We start from the raw sequence: 19,481 nt of genomic DNA on the forward strand, positions 1-19,481 counted from the left end.
TCTCAGTCTGCAATGATCGGAATTCTTAACGGCTAGCTCTTCCGTCTCTGCACATGTTCATCGAGCCTCGGCATGATCTCGACGAAATTGCACGGCAGATGCCGGTAATCGAGCTGGCTCTTGAGAATGCCGTCCCAGCCGTCGCGGCAGGCGCCAGGTGAGCCGGGCAAGCAGAAGATGTATTTCCCATGGGCTACACCGGCCGTGGCGCGCGATTGCACCGTCGAGACGCCGATCTTCTGAAACGAGATCATGTGGAAGGCGACGCCGAAACCTTCCATCTCCTTCTCGAACAATGGCCGCATCGCTTCCACCGTCACGTCGCGTCCGGTGAGGCCGGTGCCGCCGGTCGAGATCACGACGTCGATATCGGGACGCTTCAGCCATGTGCGCATCAGGCTGCGGATGGCGCGGACATCGTCCTTGACGATCCGGCGGTCGCTGAGCTCGTGGCCAGCCTCCTTGATGCGTTCGACGAGAGTGTCGCCCGATTTGTCGGTCGAAAGGGTCCGCGTATCGGACACGGTGAGCACCGCGATGCGGACCGGGATGAAGGATCGTGGTTGAGGCGTCTGAGTCATGTCGGTCAGCGGCGCTCGAAGGCCAAACGCGCGGCGAGAAGAAGGAAGAGCGAAGCGGAGAGCACCGAGAAGATGCGCGCGACGGAACGGCTCTGGCTAGGCGTCAGATTAAGGGTGAGTGCCGCGGTCAGGAAGACGAGCGGATCGGCGGTATCAATGGGCATCGGCTTTGTGTTTCTGCTGAAGCGAGAGGAAATCGCACCAGGCGAGGCGCTTCTGCGCCGGCTGGCGCAGCAGATAGGCCGGATGCAATGTCGCGAGCAGCGGAATGCCGCCGAAATCGAACCAGCGGCCTCTGAGCTTCAATATGCCTTCGGATTTGCCGATCAGGCGCTGCGTCGGCGTGGCGCCGAGACAGACGATGAGGCGTGGCTGCTTGATCTCGATGGCGCGCCTGAGAAACGGCAGGCACATCAGTGTCTCCTGATCGGTCGGCGTGCGGTTGCCGGGAGGCCGCCAGAAGATGACATTGGAAATGTAGACGGAGTTTTCCGGACTCTCCGCGTGCCGCGACAGGCCGATTGCCGTCAGCATGCGGTCGAGAAGCTGGCCGGAGCGGCCGACGAAGGGCTTGCCCTGGATGTCTTCATCGCGTCCCGGCGCCTCGCCGATGAGCATGACTTGGGCTTGCGGATTGCCGTCGGCGAAGCAGAGATTGGTCGCCGTCTTCTTGAGCGGGCAGGCATCGAAGCGCAGCAAGGCCTGCTCGATGTCGGCAAGCGTCGCGCATTGCGCCGCAAGCGCCGCGGCGTCGCTGTTGCCGGGCGAGGCTTGCGCCGCGCCGCGCATCTCGGGTGCATTGGCGGCAGGCCTGACGAGAGTGGGCCGGTTCAGGACGGAACCCGCCGGCCGTGACGCTGGCGCAGCCGGCGCCGGTGGCGGCATGACGAGACGGTTCACCGGCGTGCTCCCGATGATTTCGTCCGCGCCCATCTCGACCAGCCACTCGATCGCGGCCGCTGCTTCCGCTGCCCTCATATCGTATTCTTCGCTTTCCGTGCCTTGGATCAAAATGGAAAAGGCTCCAACGGTGGCTTGCGCCCCCGGGTCCTGTCACTATAACAGGCCGGAAACGATTGCGCCTATAGGGAGAAGACTGTGGAAGACGTCCAGCGGGAAGCCATGGAATATGACGTCGTCATCGTGGGGGCGGGGCCTGCCGGCCTCGCGGCGGCCATCCGATTGAAGCAGCTCGCCGCCGAAACTGGGCACGACGTATCGGTATGTATCCTCGAGAAAGGTTCCGAGGTCGGCGCCCATATCCTCTCCGGCGCGGTGGTGGACCCGATCGCCCTTAACGAACTCATCCCCGACTGGAAGGAAAAAGGAGCGCCCCTCAACACCCTCGTCAATGAGGATCGTTTCTACGTGCTGGGGCCGCAAGGGTCCGTGCGCCTGCCCAACTTCATGATGCCGCCGCTCATGAACAATCACGGCAACTATGCCGTCTCGCTCGGCAATGTCTGCCGCTGGCTGGCCGGGCAGGCGGAAGCGCTGGGTGTCGAGATCTATCCGGGCTTCGCTTGCTCGGACGTGCTCTATCGCGAGGACGGTTCGGTGAAAGGCGTCGTCGCCGGCGTCTTCGGCATCGCCAAGGACGGTTCGCACAAGGCGGATTTCCAGCCCGGCATGGAACTGCACGGCAAATATGTCTTCATCGCCGAAGGGGTCAGAGGCTCGCTCGCCAAGGAGATCATCGCCAGGTTCAATCTCTCGGAGGGCAGGCAGCCGCAGAAATTCGGCCTCGGCATGAAGGAGCTCTGGGAAGTTCTCCCGGAGAATCACAAACAGGGACAGGTCACCCACACGATGGGCTGGCCGCTTGGCCTCAAGGCCGGCGGTGGTTCCTTCATGTATCATCTCGAGAACAATCTGGTGTCGATCGGCTTCGTCGTGCACCTGAACTACGAGAACCCGCATCTCTTCCCCTATATGGAGTTCCAGCGCTTCAAGCATCATCCGCTCATCGAGCCGGTGCTGCGCGGCGGCCGCCGTGTCGCCTATGGCGCGCGCGCCATCACCGAAGGCGGCCTGCAATCGGTGCCGAAGCTCTATTTCCCCGGCGGCGCGCTCATCGGCTGCTCGGCCGGCTTCGTCAACGTGCCGCGCATCAAGGGCTCGCACAATGCGATGAAGACCGGCATGCTGGCGGCGGAGGAGGCCTTCAAGGCGCTGCAGGCCGGCCGCGCCGGCGACCAGCTCGAGGCCTATCAGAACGCTTACGAGAATTCCTGGGTCTATGAGGATCTGAAGCGGGTCCGCAACGTGAAGCCGATGTGGTCGAAGCTCGGCCTGGTCGGCGGCTTGGCGCTCGGCGGCGCCGATATGTGGCTCAATCAGCTTTTCGGCTTCGGCCTCGGCACCTGGAAGCACGGCAAGCCGGATTATGCGACGCTGAAGCCCGCTTCCCAGATGAAGCCCATCGCCTATCCCAAGCCCGACGGCATCATATCCTTCGACCGCCTCACCAACGTGGCCTTCTCGGCGACCAATCACGAGGAAGACGAGCCGCCGCATCTGAAGCTCAAGGATCCATCAATCCCGATCGGGGTCAACCTGCCGAACTGGGCGGAGCCCGCCCAGCGCTATTGCCCGGCCGGCGTCTATGAGGTCGTGGGCGAGGCGGGCAAGGACGCGCGCTTCCAGATCAACCACCAGAATTGCGTCCACTGCAAAACCTGCGACATCAAGGACCCGTCGCAGAACATCAACTGGGTGGTGCCGCAGGGCGGCGAAGGCCCGAACTATCCCAACATGTAGACCGCATCGGCGGTAGGAATAGAGTGCAAATTTTCTCAGCGGGCATGCAGCGCCGCTTAACCACTTGCGCGAAAGCCGCGATTTTTCAGCTCAGTTAGCTAAAGTTTTAGTCAAATCGGCAAGCTCCGGGGAAGCCTGGGCGTCTAGTTTGCCCCCGACACGACCAATTATCTGGGGGCAAGACGCAAGTGACAGGCATTCCTCCTTCCCGGAATAGCGCCGGGTGGCTGCGCCGCTTTGCCGGCGACGCGCGCGGTAATGTTGCGCTTTTCACCGCCCTTGCGGCCCTTCCGCTGCTGGTCGCGGCAGGGGTGGCCATCGACGTCGCGCGCGCCTCGCGTAGTCAGACCGCCTTGCAGGTGGCGGTCGATGCCGCCGCCCTCGCCGTCGCCTCCTCAGGGAAATCGGACTTGGCGGGGCTGAGCGAGGCGCAGAAGAAAGCGCGTCAGCAAGAGATGAAGGACATGGCCGAACGTTTCCTGCGCACCAATTACGCGTATGGCGGGCAGGATCTCTCGGTGCAAATCAATGTAACCGATGAGATCGTCTCAGTAGAGGCCACGCAGCCTTACCCAACGACGCTGATGAAGCTTGTCGGCTACCAGACGATGGATCTCGGCGCCCACGCCGAGGTCAATCTGCAGGGCGGCATTGCTGAAAACATCGAGATCGTGCTGGTGATGGACATCACCGGCTCTATGAAAGGCTCCAAGATCGAAAGTGCCAAGGCCGCGGCCAAGGCGTTGATCCAAAAGGTACTGGGCGACAAGGAGTCCGATGACAAAGTCAGGTTTGCTCTTGTTCCTTTTGCGGGCTCGGTGAATGTCGGGGGTGACAAGGTCTCGAGCGGCTGGATCGACACGACGGGCAAGGCCGCGGTGTCCAAGGTCAATTTCACCAATGCGACCTATCACAACATGAAGGGCTGGGATGACCTGAGATACCGCAATGCGGCGGGCCAGACCGTGAAGTTGCCATGGAATGGATGCGTCGAGGCGCGCCTGGGCGCGTATGCCACCAATGACACGGAACCCAGTGCTTCTTCGTCCGATACCCTCTTCACGCCCTATTTCGCTCCCGACGAGCCGGATGCCAACGTGAACGACGACTATGGCAACAATTATCTTTCCGACGGCGTGACCGGGAATGAAACCGCACGGCTCAAAAACCAGGCAAAATACGCCAACAAGGTCGTCAGCATCTCCTTCAAGACCGGCCCAGGAGCCAATTGCGCGTCCTCTCCGATCATTCCGCTGACACCGGACCGCAGCGTCATCGAGAAGGGGATCGACGATATGAAGGCTGAGGGTCCCACCAACCTTGTCGAAGGAATCATGTGGGGCTGGCGGGTCGTCTCACCCGGTTTGCCATTCACCGAAGGCAAGAGTTTCCAAGATAAGGAATGGCGCAAGATCGTCGTTCTCATGACGGATGGCGAAAACGACGTAGGCACCAACAGCTCGCGGAGCATGCCGCCTGCCGCCACGGGCACGATATATACCGCTTTCGGCTACTCGAAGGTCGATCTGGCGAAGAACCGGTTCGGCACCCAGACTCAGTCGCTCGTGCGTGGCAAGCTCGATGCCGCCTTCGAGACGGCCTGCACGAATCTGAAGGCCAAGCATGAGATGCGCGAAAGCCAGGGCCGCCAGCTGCCGAGCCTCGAACTTTATACGATCGGCTTTATGGTGAAATCGGAGTTGGTCGAGGCGCTCACGAAATGCGCCTCCGATCCGAGCCTCAACGGGAACCAATATCAATACTACATCAACGCCGCGAACGAGACCCAGCTGAAAGGTGCCTTCGAGACGATCGGTGCCCGGCTGAAGACCATGTATCTGAGCAAGTGATTCCATCCGACACCGCGGCCAGCTTGCCGAATTTGAGGGCGTTTCCCGGCGAAACGCCCCTTTTTCATGGGCGTCACGGCCCGCCGGTCGGCCGCCCCCTTGCGGTGATCCTGAAAAAACCTCATTTTATGTCCTGAATCGCGAAGCATAGCGCTTCTGCGAGCAGAAAGATTTCTGATGACAAAGCCTCTTAGCCGGATGCTGCCGGCCCTGGCCTTCGGGCTGCTTTTTGCCGCCCTTCCCGCCCAGGCGGGTTATGAAGATCTCGACGTCGAGGGAAGCTCGCTCTCCGGCAGTTATCTGGCCGGCCGCTTCGCCGGCAAGCAGCGCGACCTGGATGCCGCCGGACAAGTATTTCCAGCAGGCATTACGTGACGATCCCAATAACGCCGTCCTCATCGAGCGGGTCTTCATCTTCGATCTGTCGGAGGGCAAGGTCGCCAGCGCCGAGGACTATGCCGAACGGGTCTTGAGCTTCAACAGCCAGCACCGTATGGCGCGTTTCGTACTGGGGCTTCGCGATGTGAGGCTCAAGCGCTTCGTCAAGGCGCGCGAGAATTTCAAGAAAGCCGCCTATACGCCGATCGGCGAGCTCACCGCCACACTGCTCACCGCCTGGACCTATGCCGCCCAGGGCAACCAGGCGCAGGCCTTCAGCACGCTCGACAAGCTCGATCGCAATGAATCGCTCGAGAATTTCAAATCCTATCACGGCGCGCTGATCGCCGACTATCTCGGCGCCAATATCCGCGCCGACAGCTTCTACAAGAAGGCTTACAGTCAGGCCGGCAATTCGCTGCGCGTCGTCCAGGCCTATGGCAACTATCTCGAACGCAACGGCCGCAAGGACGAGGCGCGCAAGGTCTATGAGCAGTTCCTCGCGACCGCCGAGAAGAACCCGCTGGTGCGCCAGGCGCTGACCAATCTCGACAAGGGGAGCACGCCCGCGTCCTTCGTCAAGACGCCGGAAGCCGGCATAAGTGAAGCCCTGTTCTCAGTGGCGAGCGCGCTGTCCGACGATCAGGGCCTCGAGGTGGCCTTGGCCTATGCCCAGCTCGCTCTGTCGGTCAATGGCGACCGCAACATCAATCTGACGCTGCTCGGCGACATTTATGAGAGCATGAGCTCCTATCAGCGTTCGATCGAGGCCTATGACGCGATCGACAAGACTTCCGTGCTCAAACCCAATGCCGAGCTCGAGGTCGCGGTCAATCTCCAGAGGCTCGAGAAAAAGGACGAGGCGAAGGCGAGGCTCAAGGCGCTGGTTGCCTCCGACCCCAAGGACTATGACGCGCTGGTGACGCTGGGCAATCTTTACCGCAACAACGAGGAGTTCGCCGCCGCGGCCGATAGCTATAACGCCGCCATAGCCCTCCTGGACAAGCCGGATCGCGACAACTGGACCGTTTATTATTACCGCGGCATCGCTTTCGAGCGCACCAAGCAGTGGGACAAGGCCGAGACCGATTTCAGGAAAGCGCTCCAATTCGAGCCCGATCAGCCGATGGTGCTCAACTATCTCGGCTATTCGATGGTCGACAAGAACATCAACCTCCCCGAGGCGATCGCCATGGTGAGGAAGGCGGTCGAGCTCAAGCCGAATGACGGCTATATCGTCGACAGCCTCGGCTGGGCGCATTTCCGCCTGGGCGAGTATGAGGAGGCGGTGAAGCAGCTCGAGCGCGCCGTCGAGCTCAAGCCCGCCGATCCGGTCATCGCCGACCATCTGGGCGATGCCTATTGGCGTGTCGGCCGCCAGCTCGAGGCGCGTTTCCAGTGGCAGCATGCCAAGGACAATAAGCCCGAGCCCGAGGATCTCGCCCGCATCGAGAAGAAGCTGAAGGAAGGCTTGGCCGCCGAGCCGCCGGTGACGCCGGCGCAGGGCGCTACGTCTGGAAACAACGGCTGAGAGCATCGGACCGAAAAGTGCGACGCGGTTTTCGGATAATCCGATGCGTAAAACAAAAGTGCCTTTTGTCGAGCTGGCGCCCGCCAAGATCAATCTGGCGCTCCACGTGCTTGGCCGCAGGCATGGCGGCTTTCACGAGCTCGACAGCATCGTCGCCTTTGCCGGCATCGCCGACCGCCTGACCTTCGAGACGGCCCCGGACTGGCATCTCGAGATCAGCGGACCCTTTGCGGCCGGGCTCTGTTCGTCCCCCGACAATCTGGTGCTGAAGGCAGCCCGCGGCTTCGAGCAGGCCTTCGGGCAGGCGGCCCGCTATCACATCACGCTCGAGAAGAACCTCCCGATCGCCTCCGGGATCGGTGGCGGATCGGCCGATGCGGCGGCGACGCTGCGCGCGCTCGACAGCCTGTCCGCCAGGGCCGCCCCGCCACGCGAGCTTGCCGGGCTGGCCGCCACGCTGGGCGCCGACGTGCCGGTCTGCCTGGTGGGCAGAAGCTGCCGCATGCGCGGTGCCGGCGAGCGCATAGACGTACTGGAGACGCTGGCGCCGATGCCGGCGGTGCTGATCAATCCACGCCGCGAAGTGGCGACGGCGCAGGTCTTCGCCAAGCTTGCCCTCAAGCCCGGCGAGACGGCGTTCGCCGGCCTGGAGGAGGGGGCAGATCCGGCCTCTTGCCGCAACGATCTCGCCGCGCCCGCCATGGCGATCGAACCTCTGATCGCCGACGTGCTCGCGGCGCTGAACGAGACCTCGGGATTGCGTTTCGCCCGTATGTCGGGATCGGGCGCCACCTGCTTCGGCATCTTCGCATCGCCGGAGGCAGCACAGGAAGCAGCACAGCGAATTTCCAGCGCGCATCCACAGTGGTGGATTGCTTCAACAATCATCGGCTGAGCGCTGCATTGCACAAATTTTACGTGGCGACAGAGAGGCTAGGTTCTCAGGTCCGGGTCCTGCGGATCGAGCGTTCGACCGGCGGGCCTTCGAGGAACACACCGCCGCGCAATTGCGGCCGTGGCCGCGGCCGGGGGGTGAGCGGCTTCGGCGCGATCAACGGACAATTGATCGCATATTCACCAAAGGCATCGGCACCGTGACTGTTGATGTCATGCAACGGTCCGGCAAAGCCGCCGAGCGTCGGGCTCTGGCGGCGCGCATAACGGCGCAGGCGCGACAGGCCGAGCATCACCCGCTTGGTGCGGTTGAAGCGCATCAGCGGCAGCAGCGCCCGCGCCGCATTGACGCGCTCGGCCGGCCCTTGCTGCGCACCGACCCGGATCGGCTTCACGCCAAGCCCCATCAGCGTCAAGGCGCGGCTGCGTCCTCCCGCCCCCCATTCGCGCAGCTTCACATCATGGGGAAAGAAGTGCTCGCCATAGGCGTAGGGCCGCTCGCGCCCGATGCTTATGAGAGCCGGCGCGATCAACCTGGGCTCGGGCTGCAATTCGGGGAGGGCCTCGCGCACGATCTCCTCCGCCCCTTGACCACTGGTCTCGTGATAATCGACCGCGGTTACCCTGATTCCATCGTCCTGAAGGAACCAGATGGCCGTATAGTCGTCGATGCCGATATCCCAGGAGGTCACGACGGTCCGGCCCGGATCATGCGGGAAATCGCCGATGCGGCCCTGGCGCTCCGCTTCCGCGACGAGGCGCGCATAGTAGGAGGCCTCGCTGACGATTTCATAGGCGCCGCCCCAGACATGGTCGGCCATTTCGGGATCGCTCGCATAATCGGACTCCTTCTCGCTGTTCAGCACATCGGGAAACCAGGGATTGTCATGCCAGTTGACGGCGGCGAGGACGGTATCGCCGCGCTTGCCCCCGCCCCGGAAAAAGCGATCCACGGCGTCCGTCTCATGGCGCGGATTCCAGCTGAACCAGAGCTCCGAGCCGGGCTTGCGGATGGTCGGCCTGAGCAGGCGAAGCGAGGTTTCGGACAGGTTCTGCGCTTCCTCGACCCAGGCGATGTCGTAGCCTTCGAGCGACTTGATGTTCTCCGAATTGAACGACTGCATGCCCTTGAAGACGATGAGCGAGCCGCTGCGACCGCGGATCTCCTGCTCGAGCACGGTGAAGCGGTCGCCGAGATCGAATGTGCCGATCTTGTCGATCAGGAGCTGGCGCACCGATTCCCTTATCGAGTTCTGCACTTCGCGGATGCAGACGCAGCGCAGCCTGGCTTGGCTGCACCGCCAGATGAGCTCACCGGCGAAGAAATGCGATTTGGCGCTGCCTCTGCCGCCATAGGCGCCCTTGTAGCGCTTAGGCGCCAACAGCGGCTTGAAGGCGCGCGCGACTTCAAGTTTCTTTGGGGTCGACAATGTGGATCTCGAATTCGGGAACTGCGGAATCGTCGTCATCGCGAACCTCCTCGTTGTCGCGCGGGGCTGCGCTGTTGGAGAGATCGGGCAGGATTTTCTTGAGCAGGCCGAAAGCGGTCGTGATCTGGGAGGGCGACAGCTCGCACCGCCCCCGGACATGGTCGAGCAGGATATCGAGGACGCCGCCCTCGGTGATCTTCTGGCGGTCGGCGGCGATCCGCTCGGAGTTGCGCAGCGGCCGCGGAGGCGGCGATTGCCCCGAAGGTTCCGGTGACGGCACGGGTGGTGCGCCGCCGCTTACCTGCGAGTCGGAATGGCGGTGACCCGTTTCCGTCAGGAATGTCGGAATGGAGGGTTTTCGTCCGCTGAAGCGTTGGGCGATCATGGTCCACCGTGATGTATGGGATGGCGACAGAAGTGGCAGGTCCGGTAGCCGTGGCGGCGGGAAGCTGCGCCGTGCTTGCGGTCTGAGCGCAAGTTCAGGCTTCAGAACCGAAATGCCCGCGGGTTTGAGCCGTGGGTACAATATTTCCGATTCTGATATTTCCCAAAACTCACGTTTTGGCCCACGAGTTCAAGCGATATTTTTGCCGGGATGCGAGTATGAGGCCGGCACTCGTGACCCAAAGCTCGTCGAGCGACTAGTAAGATAAGTTCGTTGAATTGGCAGGCACCTCATGCTCGGGACAATATGTCCCTCACGTTCAGAAGCACGCATTGCTCCGCCGGATTGAGTGCTGCCCTCTGAAGCGAAGGTCACGGGTTCGAACCCCCTAGGGACGCTATTTTTCCAGTCCCAAAAATCCACCGAAAAGCTATTGTTTTTTGGGGGCTTATCGGAATTTGGGCTCGGCTCCCCCTTGACGAGTTGGACATGCATTTGGACACAGAATTTGGGCACACATTGGGACGGTTCGAGTCATGAAGGTGGAGAGGCGCGGCTTCACCGATGTTGAAGCGGTGAAGGTCTTCAAGACTGCCGATTCTGAAGACGACGCAGAGACGCCGGATGCGATTGCCGCTCGTATTGTTGGACACTCTACTCACATGGGGATCACTTACGGCACTTATAGCCGCGAAGATTTGCCCGTCGTGCGCGACGCTCTGCTTAAGGTCAAACTGCCAAAGCCGGCCACACAGATTCTAAAGTCGGCATCATGGTGATGATCACCTATTCTGTTTCAACGGCCCGTCGCCAATCACAGCTTCAATGCGCTTCTGAAGCTGCATCTTCAAGTCTCCCAATTCGCTCCATACGATATGGTTGAACTGGCGCGTATCAAACTGCAAATCATCCAACGAGTCTGCCCGAACAGTCCAGAAAACTGGGATGTTCAGTCCCTTGGCGAAGCCTGCCTCATAATACACATTTCCCCTGGACCTATCCTTTTCACATGTGAAATCGCACACCACAAATCGAGATCGCCTAATCTCGGCTATTATTTCATCATCGACTTTTCCGACATGATTCTTCTGATCAATTCGAAGCGGCAAGTATCCAGCGGCTCTAATTGCGGGCTCAATGGCCGTATCATAGGCGGCCTTTACAGGCTCACCGAACCACATTGCGACAAAGCCTTGCTGGGAGGTCGAGTTCGTACCTCTGAGGTCAGCGAGCTTGGCATAGCCTTTTGGCTTCAACGTAAAGTGATGAACTGTGTCGCTCACGTGCCTTGGTGCCTTGTGTTCTAGCCATCCCTCTTCTGCGCAAAAGTATACTAGCGTCGTGATTTCAAGCGGCACCAATGAACAGGTCCAGGCGAGTATTTCGGCCTCGAATAGCGAATTCTCAATCGTCCTATGATCTTGCACGTATAGTTTAAGCACCTGCCCAAGCAATTCGCTTCGCCTTTCGATGTAGCGCAATAGGAATTCCGCGCGTTCAAAGACTGAGGCTTTGGATACATGCGGATGGCTTCTATATTGTAACTGTCGATCGAAGGGCATTCGACACCCAGAGAATGTTGCTTGACCATCCAGAATGTAACTATTGCCCGTTCCGGTGGACTTAGGTTCTTGGCAGTCGTCTCAGCCGAGCCAGTAATTGAAAAGCGTCCTCCAGCTCTTGGAGAATCCGCAATGATGAAGTCTCCGATTTTGCCTTCAAGCTGCGCTTGCGTCCCCCAAAGCGGACATAGTCCCTGGTCTGGCATTGCCGTCTTCCTTATTTCTATACCCTCATTCTGGATGCGCATATGATCGATATCCTTCAGCATTCGCACTAGCTGTTTCTCTGGGTACGGGTGAAACTCAAGGTTTGCCTGCCCAATCGTCTCAAGAAAAATGTTGACGGTGTCTCGCGAAGCTTCCGTAAGCTCCCGCAGTTGACCAGGAGTCAGTTTCGCCATCTTAAAAACGTCATCGTAAGTTATCCGAGCGCTTCGATGTGCGAACACGTTATTTCTGAGAATGCGCACCTTCTTTTCAGTCTGATGCGCTTTGGCGAATAGCTGATCCAGGCTCGCCACAGCCTTGGCGTCCAGCCTCGCACCAAGCTCCTTTCTCAGCGCGCGGAGATTCGTTGTGTCTCCTCCGCCTTCATACAACATTGCCATGTGAACGATGTGAGCCACGAAATGTGCGTGGCTATCAAATGTAAAGTAGTCAGGATATTCGTTCATCGCATCAAGGATGCCACTTCGAGTCGCCTGTCCCTCATACAGCCACCAAACATCAAAAAAGATTCGAGCGCGCTTCAGCAATTCAGAAGCGGTTCTTATTCGGTCATCAAGGGGCAGATGTCGTTCCGCAGTCATAGTTGCTCTGGTGCAACGCTGTAGCTTGAATCGTGGTTCTCTGAAACGCGATAGTAAGTCCCATCCAGACGGAAGGATTGAGGTAAGGGGGCCTTCGCATGTGGATTCGGAGCCAACTGAAAATCCAAACCCATCTTTTCAGGGCGATTTACACAGTCAACACGCGAACACAGAAGACCGCTTAGATGCGCGTACTGTTCTTGCAGAAATACGCCGTTTGTTACCTCTGCTTCTGACGCCTTCTTGATCACATTGCGGACGTGGTAGCCCGCATCCACAACTTTCATAGTATCTCTGTTCAACACAAAATATGGATCACCAACAGCAAAAGCGGCCTGCAATATCCGTGGCGGAGTCGTGTCCGCGTGCTCGTACCCAAGGCACCTCGGATTTATGGCGACAATTAAAGCGTCTTCAGGCTTGACGAAACCGTTCTTCACCCAAGAGGAATGTTGAGCGCGCTTGGTTGAAATGCCATTCAGGTATCTCAACAGCATTTTCTCATTTGGGACGGTGTAAGCTTTACCTGGTTCTGGTTTTGGCGGTACTTGGTCCGGCTTTCCGTCGTCACCCCGTGTCAGTGTCGTAGCTTCAAACCAAACTCTGCGACCATCGACTTCAATACCAACATCGGGGCCGGGTTTCGGACAATCGACCTTATGTCCTTTTGAGATCAGATAAACGGTGAGATACATCTCCCAATATCGCGCATCGAAATTCTTCCGTATTTCAATCAAGAACTCTGGGTCTGCATACCGCTCGAAATGGTCCCAGAGCCATTCACAATGAGCACGTGCGGGACCGGTATACTCATTGTCAGCTTTTCGAACATTGACATATCCCAAGTCCGATGCGTCGCCGTCGCTAAACAGCGGTTGCTTCACCATGGCTTAAAATCTCCCAGGGCCTGACATTGCCATTAGGACGCACTTTGAGAGGTAGCGTTCTTCAAAGCAACATACATTGCGCCACCGTTTGCCTGCGAGTCCGAATGGCGGTGACCCGTTTCCGTCAGGAATGTCGGAATGGAGGGTTTTCGTCCCCTGAAGCGTTGGGCGATCATGGTCCACCGTGATGTGTGGGATAGCGACAGAAGTGGCAGGTCCGGTAGTCGTGCCGGCGGGAAGCAGCGCCGTGCTTGCGGTCTGAGCGCAAGTTCAGGCTTCAAAACCGAAATGCCCGCGGGTTTGAGCCGCGGGTTAAACGTCTGCGATCCTGATATTTCCCAAATACTCACGCTTTGGCCCACGAGGTCAAGCGACATTTGAGGCGGGCGTTCGTGCTCCCCGAAGCTCGTGGAGCGACTAGCAGGATAGGTTGGTTGAATTGGCAGGCGTTCATGCTTGGGCAGTATGTCCCTCACCTTCAGGGGCGCACATTGCTCTGCTGGATTGAGTGCTGCCCTCCGAAGGCAGAGCGATTTGGGCAGTGACCAAGAGAAAACCCCTCCCGTGGTGCGGGAGCGGGGTCTCCTTGGAATGTCAGCCGATCCGAAGGGCATTGGCGAGCGGACGTATTCAATCGGCGGGCACGATAGATAGGCATTCCTCATCAGAAGTGCTTACGGCAGTCTGCCAACAGCTTGCGTTTTGCGGAGCGAAATGTCGCGAAGAGCCATGAGCTGGCCTTCGACCGCACCCTATCCAGCCCCTGAAGTTTCGATCATACTTGCGGGTATGCGTTGGCTGGAGCCGCTGCACTGCTTGCTCGTGCGGGATAATCAACGAGGACTATGATGATGAACGGTGCGGAAACGCTGGTGAAGACCCTGTTGGCAAGTGGGGTGAATGTCTGTTTTGCCAATCCAGGAACGTCGGAGATGCATTTCGTGGCAGCCCTGGATTGCAATCCAGAGATGCGTTGTATCCTATGCCTGTTCGAGGGTGGGGCGACCGGGGCGGCGGATGGGTATTTTCGCATGTCTTCGGAGGTGGCCGCCACGCTCCTACACCTAGCGCCAGGTTTTGGTAACGGCGTTGCCAACCTGCATAACGCTCGCAAGGCGCAAAGCGGGATCGTGAACATCATGGGTGATCATGCCAGCTACCATCTGCGCTACGAAAGCCCGCTGCGTGGCGATACGGTAGGAATTAGTGAGACCGTTTCGCACTGGACGCGAGTATCGGACGATGCCGGGTCGGTGGCAGGTGATGGCGCAGCGGCGATCCGGGCCGCACGGTCGTCCAACGGGCAAATTGCGACACTGATCCTGCCCGCAAACACCGCATGGGAAGAGGCAGGTGAGTCAAAAATGAGTGACGCCGCCCCATCGCTGAGGCGGCCGGAGGCGGCAAGAGTAGCGGCGGCAGCGCGGGCGCTATGTTCCCCCGGCGCGGCGCTACTCGTGGACGGACAAGCATTGCGGGGCGAGTTGAGTCTGCTTGCAGCGCGTATTGCGAAGAAATCAGGGTGTCGTTTGATGGCGCCATACTTGGTCGCGCGGATCCAGCGTGGTGGTGGTTCGGTCCGACTGCAGCGGTTGGCCTACCGGATCGACGACAATGTGGCCCACCTAGCCGACAAGACCAATCTTGTGCTCTGCGGGGCGGTGCGGCCCACGAGCTTTTTTGCGTATCCGGACAAGGTGATCCTGCCCGAAAACTCCGATTGCAGGGTGATCGATCTATGCAGCATCGATATGGATTACGCCTGGACCCTGGAGGCGCTAGCTGAGGCCCTGGGAGCGAGGAATGTGGAGTTGGGGCCAGAGGATTTTCAACCGCTCAATCTACCGCCTGTTCCGACCGGCGCGATGAGCATCGATAAAGTTGGCCAGGCGATTGCTGCGCTCATGCCCGCGAATGCCATAGTGGTGAACGAAGGAAATTCATCGGCGCGCGCGATGGATGTCGCGACTGAGTCCGCGCGTTTGCATGATATGCTAATGATCACCGGTGGATCGATTGGGTTCGGTTTACCTGTAGCCGTAGGAGCGGCGGTGGCTTGCCCGGACCGCAAAGTTCTGGCGTTGGAGGGCGACGGTTCCGCTATGTACACGCTGCAATCGCTGTGGACTATGGCGCGCGAAAATCTCGACGTAACGGTGGTTGTGTTTGCCAACCGCCGCTATCAGATTCTCCGGATAGAGTTGGCAAATGTCGGAGTGACGCATGTGGGGCGCAACGCCGAGCGAATGTTCGATCTGGTGGAGCCGACTCTAGACTGGGTCGCGTTGGCGCGTGGGCATGGGGTCGAGGGTGTACGCGTCATTGATGTGGATCAGTTTGCTGTGGCCTTCAGAGGGGCGATGGAGAAGAAGGGTCCGCTCCTGATCGAAGTTGTCTGCTGAGACATCGGAGACACTGCGATCGACATATCTGCTTTGAGTCATTCGCTACCGCGCGCAGGATGGCCTGGCTCTCAGATGACCAGCCCCCCGCGCGTCCACGAAGAAAAGAGACGTGCCTGCTTTAATACAGGGAGGAGAACTCGACATGAGTTGGCAGTGCAAGTTGACGTCCCTTACCGGGGCCGCGCTGGCCGCAGGCCTGATGAGCGGTGCGTTCCTTGGGGTAGCCTCGGCTGAAGAGGTTGTGCTCAAGATGGCGGTGCCGGACTGGCCGCCGACCCGCATCATGAAGAAAATGTTCGATGAGCAGTATAAACCTGCCTCGGGCAACACGGTGAAGCTCGAAGTCGACTTCATCCCGTGGCCGGACTTTTATACGCGCGTCAATGCTTCGCTGACCTCAGGCGAGCAGAAATACAACATGGCGGTCTCCGATTCACAGTGGTTGGGAGCCTTCGTGGAGGGCGGCTATTATAGAAAGATCAACGACTTGATCGATGCCGATCCGGAGCTGAAAGCAGCGATGGATGGCATGCACCCGAGCATTCTCGCCGCCTACTCCACCTATCCACACAAGACACCGAACTACTACGGTTTCCCGCAGTTTCCGGATGTTCTGGTCAACTTCGTACGCAAGGATATCGTCTGTAACGAGGAGGAGCAGAAGAATTTTCAGGCGAAGTTCAACAAGAAACTGCCCTGCACCCCGGAAGAGCTCGACGACATGGACTGGGATATGTTCGAGAACATCGGCCAGTTCTTCATGCGCAAGAAAGGAGAGAATCTTGCCGGCAAGCCCGCTGATGACGATTTCTACGGTATCGCCTATCAAGCCGGCAAAGGCTACGATATGTCCACAAGCCAGATTAACACCATGATTTGGCAGACGGGTGGCAATATTTGGGATGAAACCAATGCGCCGACAGGACATGCGGAAGGTGTTGTCAACTCCGAATTGTCGGTAAAGGGATTAGATCACTTTTTGCGTCTGATCCAGTATATGCCGCCTGTTGCCAGGACCGGAACCATGGACATCTTCAAAACCGATGAACTTTTCCGCGAAGGAAAGGTTGCCATGAATATCGAGTGGATCGGGCTTGGCGAAGCCTCTCTCGACCCGAAGACATCCAAAGTCTCAGACAAACTGGTTTTCGGTCTCATGCCCGGCATGCGGGGAGCTGACGGCAAACTTGTGCGCTGGAGTCAGATCGGTGGGCAGCCCTTCGTGCTTATGACATGGAATACCGATCTCCAGAACAAGGAGGCTGTTGGCTTTGTGAAGTGGTGGCTGTCACCTGATATCCAGAACCAGTACGCGGCAGGCGGTGGTCAGTCGGCCATCAAGGCGGTATATGAAAATCCGAAATATGCCACTTATCGTCCATGGAATCGGACCTGGGGGCCGAGCCTCGATTGGCAGAAGGACATGTGGCATGTGCCGCAGTTCTTCGAGCTGCTCACCCAGCAGCAGGATCAATATGATCTTGCGATCACCGGCAAGCAGGACGCCAAGACGACGCTCGACAACATAGCGAAGTTTCAGGAGAACTTGCTGACGGAAGCGGGCCTGATCCAATAAGAGCAACACGCCGAGGACGCGCGCAGGCAACTGCGTGCGTCCTCTTTGTCTTTAGGAATTTCGGAAGCAGATGAGTGTGACCCGGTCATTCCTAACAGAGGGAACCTCAATTCATTCGGGTAATCCGACTTGCCGCCAGGCGTCCGCCAGCCGCTCCATGGACGACTGACCGAAGGCGCCCATTCCTGCAAAACCCGAAATCGTAAAACCTGGCGCGATTTCCTTTAGCCGGCCTGCGGCGGCGCGGGCAGCATCCAGGCGTCCGAGACTGACCTGGCTGGCAACAAGATATGCGTGTAGCACGCTGAAGCTGGGGTTGGCCTGGACCGCCATTGTCGAATAGGTCACAGCTTGTTCGTATTGATCGGTCAACAGATAACTAACTGCGAGCGCAGCGTAGGCATGGTAGTTGAGGGGATCGAATGGACTGAGCCGCAAGGCCTTCTGTGCATGCGCGATGGCTCTTTCGTAGCGTTCGCTGTGAGAGCTCACTATCGCGCTGAATCCGAAGGCCAACGCCGAATTCTCATTCAACTCCAATGCCCGGTCGAGCGCACCGATAGCGCCGTTGTAGTCGTGGGTGATCATCGCATTGACAAACGCCCCAATACTCAATGCCTGAGAATCGTCGCTACCGATTGTCATCGCGGTGCGGGAGTGGTCCCTGGCCGCGACTTTATCGTCAGGGTGGAACCCTCCGCGAAAGAATCGTTGTTCGTGGCACCAGGCCAAATAGGCATGCGCGGCAGCATAGTTTGGGTCGAGCCGCAAACACTCACCAAGCAGGCGCAGTGCAAGTTCGCCGTCTGCGAGAGTGTTGGCATAAGCATGGGGCAGCGCCCGGAGAAACAGATCATATGCGTCGAGGTGCTCCGGCCGTTTCTGACGGGCACGCTCAATTTCAGCGCGCCGCAGGGAGGGTTCGATTCTGCCGATAATGCTTTCGGTTAGAAGATCCTGCAGCTTGAAGATGTCGTCGAACGCACCTTCAAATTTTTCAGCCCAGACATGCGTCGCGCTTGCTCCATCCACAAGCTGGCCAGTTATCCGCAGCCGGTTTGCGGTTTTCCTGACACTTCCCTCAAGTACGTAACGGACACCCAGCTCCTTCGCTACCTGGCGAACATCAACCGCTTTGCCCTTGTAGGTAAAGCTGGAATTCCGGGCGATAACCAGCAGGCTCGGCATATGGGCAAGGCCGGTAATAATGTCCTCAACGAGGCCGTCGACGAAATACTCCTGCTCCGGATCTCCCGACATGTTGGTGAATGGCAGAACGGCAATGGAGGGGTTTTCGGTTGCCGCTTTGCGCGCTGCCACAACCGCCGTGGACGTGCCGGCAACACGATAGGCACGTACTGGTTCGACGATGTTCCTCAGAGACTGAGTGCCGAGATCGTCGAACCCGACCTTAACCTTTCCCCTGATGTGATCATAGGCCGTCCCCGAGATGAGAATGCCTCCCGGCTCGGCAATGGCTTCGAGGCGTGCGGCAATGTTGACGCCCTCACCATAGAGATCACTTCCTTCGACCAGGATATCGCCCAGATTGACACCAATGCGCAGAACGATCTGACGGTCCTCGGCCAAGCCTTTGTTGGCGGTGGCCATGTCCTGCTGCAGGTCGAGGGCGCATTGCACCGCATTCACGGCGCTGCCGAATTCGACCAGCACGCCGTCGCCGGTGAATTTGAAGACCCTTCCCTCATGCCTGGCCACAAGCGGGAGGAGGACATCTCTGCGCCTTATCTTCAGAGCCGCCAGCGTACCGACTTCGTCGGCTTCCATAAGTCGGGTGTAGCCAACAACATCTGCGGCCAATATTGCGGCGAGGCGACGCCGGATGGGTTCTTCGACCATAGAGGGCGTTAACTCTCAGAGACGGCAACATTCCATAGTATTGAGGCTCCACCAGTGAGTCTATCCCAGGCGCATGTCCCTGTTCATTTGGGGATCAGCTGCTGCCTAGGCGCCGTGGCCCCACCAGGGGTCAGTGATCTCCTTCATCGTCGTCTCTGGCGGCCATTTCCTGATCATTTCATCCACATCCATCAAGCGCTTGTGGCCGCAGCCCAAGCAGTCCAGCGCCGTGTTGAGGTCGAACAGCTTGACCTGCGCGAGCGTTGCCTCGTCCCGCGCGCGATTGACACCAATGGGGCGGCGGGCCCTCGATCACGCCTCATCGGTCTGATGGGGTCCAACACCGGGCCACGAAGCTGCGGGAAATGCCGGCTATGGGCAGCCAGGAGGACGCAGACGGCGATTATCGCTGCTACAGATCAGCCCGCCAGAGAACGCACGAACGGGTAGACTCGCATCTCTGACGGGCTTTTGGGGCGTGCCTGCCATGTGACAGGCAAGAGAGAATGCCGGAAGGCTTGGGAAGTTCCCATATTGCGACAGCCGCTATCAATCTTAGCTGCTCGAACTCGC

17 protein-coding genes are annotated in these 19,481 nt (G+C 59.0%); 8 read left to right on the top strand and 9 right to left on the bottom strand.

Annotated elements, in window-relative coordinates:
- Positions 1-32: 32 nt before the first annotated feature.
- Genes moaB through G5V57_RS16655 form a run of 3 tightly spaced genes read right to left on the bottom strand, consistent with a single transcriptional unit; the run spans position 33 to position 1,559 of the window.
- Entirely contained in the window at positions 33-581 is a 549-nt protein-coding gene (gene moaB / locus G5V57_RS16645) for a molybdenum cofactor biosynthesis protein B (RefSeq protein WP_165168717.1), read from the bottom strand.
- Between the two features lie 5 nt (positions 582-586).
- Positions 587-745, bottom strand: coding sequence for a hypothetical protein (locus G5V57_RS16650; protein ID WP_165168718.1), 159 nt, complete (start codon positions 743-745; stop codon positions 587-589).
- A complete protein-coding gene (locus G5V57_RS16655; protein ID WP_165168719.1) occupies positions 735-1,559 on the bottom strand; it encodes a uracil-DNA glycosylase in 825 nt (274 codons plus the stop codon). The genes G5V57_RS16650 and G5V57_RS16655 overlap by 11 nt, the downstream gene beginning before the upstream one ends.
- 144 nt (positions 1,560-1,703) lie before the next feature.
- On the opposite strand from G5V57_RS16655, the gene G5V57_RS16660 reads away from it, so the two are divergent.
- The 5 genes from G5V57_RS16660 (at position 1,704) to G5V57_RS16680 (ending at position 7,995) form a co-directional block, all read left to right on the top strand.
- A complete protein-coding gene (locus G5V57_RS16660; protein ID WP_165174154.1) occupies positions 1,704-3,341 on the top strand; it encodes an electron transfer flavoprotein-ubiquinone oxidoreductase in 1,638 nt (545 codons plus the stop codon).
- Between the two features lie 188 nt (positions 3,342-3,529).
- Positions 3,530-5,191 carry a VWA domain-containing protein gene (locus tag G5V57_RS16665; protein ID WP_165168720.1) on the top strand — a complete coding sequence of 554 codons (1,662 nt, stop codon included), beginning with the start codon at positions 3,530-3,532 and terminating at the stop codon, positions 5,189-5,191.
- Between the two features lie 177 nt (positions 5,192-5,368).
- Complete coding sequence (locus G5V57_RS16670) at positions 5,369-5,566, top strand: hypothetical protein (protein ID WP_165168721.1); 198 nt, start codon at positions 5,369-5,371, stop codon at positions 5,564-5,566.
- Positions 5,529-7,100, top strand: coding sequence for a tetratricopeptide repeat protein (locus tag G5V57_RS16675; protein WP_165168722.1), 1,572 nt, complete (start codon positions 5,529-5,531; stop codon positions 7,098-7,100). Before G5V57_RS16670 ends, G5V57_RS16675 begins: the two co-directional genes overlap by 38 nt.
- Before the next feature lie 43 nt (positions 7,101-7,143).
- Entirely contained in the window at positions 7,144-7,995 is an 852-nt protein-coding gene (locus tag G5V57_RS16680) for a 4-(cytidine 5'-diphospho)-2-C-methyl-D-erythritol kinase (protein WP_165168723.1), read from the top strand.
- 46 nt (positions 7,996-8,041) lie between these two features.
- Here G5V57_RS16680 and G5V57_RS16685 read toward each other — a convergent pair whose 3' ends face one another.
- Entirely contained in the window at positions 8,042-9,463 is a 1,422-nt protein-coding gene (locus tag G5V57_RS16685; RefSeq protein ID WP_165168724.1) for a PBSX family phage terminase large subunit, read from the bottom strand.
- Entirely contained in the window at positions 9,402-9,809 is a 408-nt protein-coding gene (locus G5V57_RS16690; RefSeq protein ID WP_165168725.1) for a hypothetical protein, read from the bottom strand. The genes G5V57_RS16685 and G5V57_RS16690 overlap by 62 nt, the downstream gene beginning before the upstream one ends.
- Before the next feature lie 536 nt (positions 9,810-10,345).
- Here G5V57_RS16690 and G5V57_RS16695 point away from each other — a divergent pair.
- Positions 10,346-10,588 (top strand): hypothetical protein, encoded by a 243-nt coding sequence (locus G5V57_RS16695; protein ID WP_165168726.1) that lies wholly within the window; start codon positions 10,346-10,348, stop codon positions 10,586-10,588.
- Positions 10,589-10,591: 3 nt separating this feature from the next.
- Here the strand turns inward: G5V57_RS16695 and G5V57_RS16700 are convergent, their stop codons facing one another.
- Genes G5V57_RS16700 through G5V57_RS16710 form a run of 3 tightly spaced genes read right to left on the bottom strand, consistent with a single transcriptional unit; the run spans position 10,592 to position 13,067 of the window.
- Complete coding sequence (locus tag G5V57_RS16700; protein WP_165168727.1) at positions 10,592-11,092, bottom strand: hypothetical protein; 501 nt, start codon at positions 11,090-11,092, stop codon at positions 10,592-10,594.
- Positions 11,093-11,142: 50 nt separating this feature from the next.
- Positions 11,143-12,180, bottom strand: coding sequence for a hypothetical protein (locus G5V57_RS16705; RefSeq protein WP_165168728.1), 1,038 nt, complete (start codon positions 12,178-12,180; stop codon positions 11,143-11,145).
- Positions 12,177-13,067: a hypothetical protein gene (locus tag G5V57_RS16710; protein ID WP_165168729.1), complete on the bottom strand. Its 891-nt coding sequence runs from the start codon at positions 13,065-13,067 to the stop codon at positions 12,177-12,179. The genes G5V57_RS16705 and G5V57_RS16710 overlap by 4 nt, the downstream gene beginning before the upstream one ends.
- Before the next feature lie 845 nt (positions 13,068-13,912).
- Here G5V57_RS16710 and G5V57_RS16715 point away from each other — a divergent pair.
- Together G5V57_RS16715 and G5V57_RS16720 are read left to right on the top strand one after the other, a co-directional pair.
- A complete protein-coding gene (locus G5V57_RS16715; RefSeq protein WP_371744805.1) occupies positions 13,913-15,469 on the top strand; it encodes an acetolactate synthase large subunit in 1,557 nt (518 codons plus the stop codon).
- Between the two features lie 145 nt (positions 15,470-15,614).
- Positions 15,615-17,048 (top strand): ABC transporter substrate-binding protein, encoded by a 1,434-nt coding sequence (locus G5V57_RS16720; RefSeq protein ID WP_165168730.1) that lies wholly within the window; start codon positions 15,615-15,617, stop codon positions 17,046-17,048.
- 111 nt (positions 17,049-17,159) lie between these two features.
- On the opposite strand, the gene G5V57_RS16725 is transcribed toward G5V57_RS16720, so the two are convergent.
- Complete coding sequence (locus G5V57_RS16725) at positions 17,160-18,908, bottom strand: adenylate/guanylate cyclase domain-containing protein (RefSeq protein ID WP_165168731.1); 1,749 nt, start codon at positions 18,906-18,908, stop codon at positions 17,160-17,162.
- Positions 18,909-19,481: the final 573 nt, after the last annotated feature.

Source organism: Nordella sp. HKS 07, from assembly GCF_011046735.1.
Lineage (GTDB): Bacteria > Pseudomonadota > Alphaproteobacteria > Rhizobiales > Aestuariivirgaceae > Taklimakanibacter.